Below are 2,910 nucleotides of genomic sequence, written 5' to 3' on the forward strand. Positions count from 1 at the left end.
ACTGTCGATGATAAATCCTACTTTTGTGCTCATCGTGTAAAAGGTAAAAGAGGTCCTGGAGTGAGCAGCACTGCTGCGTAAGGTAAAAATCGTATTTGAAATACTTATACGTGGTGGGGATGTCTACACAGAAATTGTTACTGATTGCTCCAAAGCCACGCTTCAAGGGATTATCCGTAGACATATCGACCTAGATTCAGTAATCAATACGGATGGCTGAAGAGGTTTTGATCGTTTAGTTGATATTGTTTTTGACAAGCATTTGAGAGTGGATCATGGTAACAATGAATTTGCTTGTGGGGAACGTCATATTAATGACATAAAATCATTCTGGGGCTATGCGAAAAGCGGCTTAGTAAGTTTAATGGTATTGACAAAAATTTGTTGTATTTGCATCTTAAAGTGAGTAGCACCACTTCGCAAGATATACATTCAATCATCGGCATGGTAATTTATACCTCAATTTTCACACTTAAACTACTCTGTAATAAATCTCTTAAGTCCCTAAATTAATATAAGAATCTGTGCAATCGGTCTAGTTTTTCATAAAATGTCTTAATTTTATGGCTCGTAAAATAGGTAAGGCACGTTGGATTGTCAAGCTAATACGCTCTAACAATTCATGATTAATAATCCTATAATCACTGGAAAAATCCTTGTCTGTCGCATACACACCCAATGACATTGTTTGAGTTTGAAAAAAACTAAACAAAGGTCTTAATTGATGTTCAATCACCAGTGAATGTCTTTCACTGCCACCAGATGCAGCAAGGATGACAGGAACATTCACCAAAGCAAATTGCTCTATCAGATCAAAAAAGTGCTTGAATAATCCAGGGTAAGACGCACGGTAAACAGGTGTTCCCACAATTAAGGCATCAGCCGTTTCTACTGTATGCAACGCTATTTGCACATGTTCAGGTAATTGCTTACGATCAAATGTTTGACCAATAAAGCCACCAATTTCACTAAATTTAACAAATTCCAATTCAACTGAAAGTCGTTTGGCAATTTCATCGGCAATCGTTTGCACCAATGTTTCGGTTTTGGATTGCATGCCAAATCCGCCAGAAACCACAACCAGTCGCAATGTCGGTGGATGCTCAAACATGAAGTATTCTCCCAAAAGGAGGCTGCTTGATTGGGTCCAAATCAAGCAACCATCATATGATTTATGATGCTTTAACAGCTGTAATCGTAATTTCAAGCAATTGCTCTGGATGAATCAATTTACTGATTTCAACCAAAGTACATGCAGGTTGATGTGAGCCAAGATATTTTTTCAGAATATCACTGGATTGGCTTGTAAATTCAGCGATATCAGTCGTATAAATCGTCCACGTTGCAATATTGCCAAAATCTAATCCAATACTGTTTAGACTTTTACTAGCAATACTTAGAACAAAATCTAATTGATCCGCAACAGTACTTCCGACCAGCGATAAATCCGCCAAGCCACCTTTAAGTGGTGCAATGCCCGAAAGATATACCGTATTACCGACCTCTATTATTTGACTGAACGCAAACAGATCAAAAACATCTTGCTTGAAGTAATCCAAATCTGGTGTACTTAATTTCATGTGCGATCCCCTACTTCCACAGCATATTCCTTGATGATGTCATTACCTGTATCAACCACAAGGTTTAACCCCGCAGAACGACGCTCAGCTTTACCCCTGAATACATCCAAAGGATCTTCAAAATCACGTACATAACCCAATGCAAAGCAAGCACATTGATAACCCATCAATTTAAGCAATTCATCATCAAGTGTTTGTGCTATTTCTGGTGGCGTTGCCAAATATTGGTTTTCTTCCTGTCTTAACCAACCTGCACAATAGTTCACATTAATTGCTTGACGAATTTTATCGGTATTATTCACACCAGCACCATGGTAAATTTTACCTGTATACACTAGAACAGAACCTTTGCTCATTTCCGCAGCAATCGTTTGATCTTGCGTAAATTTTTGACGTGCACCAATATACATACTGTTTGGTACGACACGAGTTGCACCGTTTTCTTCTGTATATTCAGTCATTGCCCAAAGTGTATTGAACTGTGGTTCATAATCATCTGGAAAATCAAAAAAGTCCCAAGTCAATTGATCTTGATGCAATACTTGTGCTGGAGCACCTGGATTAACTGTAATGATTTGGGTTAATTGCAATTGAATCGTAGACGCTTTATGCAAATGTTTTTTTGCCGCATCCAGCATTAATGGATGAGTAATGATTTCTTCACGTGCAGTTTTTGAACGAGCCACCAAAGAACCAGTACGTTGGGTCTTTTTACCCAAAAATACATCTTCGCCATATGGACTTGAATAAACATATTCATGCGTTTCTTCGGCAATACGATCCATAATCTCAGGAGAAACTAGGTTTTCAATGATACAATGACCATGCTCTCTCAATGCTTTTGCAATGTCATCACCAGTTGCGGTATTTGGTAAACGAATCAGTTCCATAGTCTTCTCCAATATAAACTCAATCACATAAGATAAATGTAATTTAAATAGTCTGGAGAATGGCGACATCTAACTTAAGTTATATAAATTAAGCTCTGATTCAAAAAAGTCGGTTTAATTGCTTATGATAACCAATTATTGAGAATTATTATTAATTGAGTGCTTGCCATCAAGATTCTAGGCAAAAATGCATAATTATAGTGACTAATGCACCAAATAATAACACATTTTTTTATAATCATTACGTCCTTAAATTCACAATATAATGATTTTTATCATTTAAATAGAAATAATACGTTTTTTCGTAAAAATATGCTTTATTCTCTCAAAATTGACCTTGAACAATGAATGCGCCCGTTTATGCCATGAATTGAGGCATTCAAGTCAATAAAAATCATGGGCTAATTACTTACAATATATTGATACTAAATAAAAAATAT

General features: G+C 36.5%; 2 protein-coding genes and 2 pseudogenes. 1 reads left to right on the plus strand and 3 read right to left on the minus strand.

From position 1 onward, the window contains the following. Window positions 1-476, plus strand: a pseudogene (locus Aba26S_RS20555) (transposase); the annotation flags it as partial. 95 nt (window positions 477-571) lie between these two features. Here the strand turns inward: Aba26S_RS20555 and Aba26S_RS20560 are convergent. From Aba26S_RS20560 to Aba26S_RS20570, 3 genes and pseudogenes are all read right to left on the minus strand, one after another. Then, a pseudogene (locus Aba26S_RS20560) lies at window positions 572-1,111 on the minus strand (NAD(P)H-dependent oxidoreductase); the annotation flags it as partial. 61 nt (window positions 1,112-1,172) lie between these two features. After that, window positions 1,173-1,580: a RidA family protein gene (locus Aba26S_RS20565; RefSeq protein ID WP_004758971.1), complete on the minus strand. Its 408-nt coding sequence runs from the start codon at window positions 1,578-1,580 to the stop codon at window positions 1,173-1,175. Continuing rightward, window positions 1,577-2,470: a phytanoyl-CoA dioxygenase family protein gene (locus Aba26S_RS20570; RefSeq protein ID WP_004758968.1), complete on the minus strand. Its 894-nt coding sequence runs from the start codon at window positions 2,468-2,470 to the stop codon at window positions 1,577-1,579. Before Aba26S_RS20570 ends, Aba26S_RS20565 begins: the two co-directional genes overlap by 4 nt. Between the last annotated feature and the right edge of the window lie 440 nt (window positions 2,471-2,910).

The organism is Acinetobacter sp. NBRC 110496 (genome assembly GCF_000876115.1).
Taxonomy (GTDB): Bacteria; Pseudomonadota; Gammaproteobacteria; order Pseudomonadales; family Moraxellaceae; genus Acinetobacter.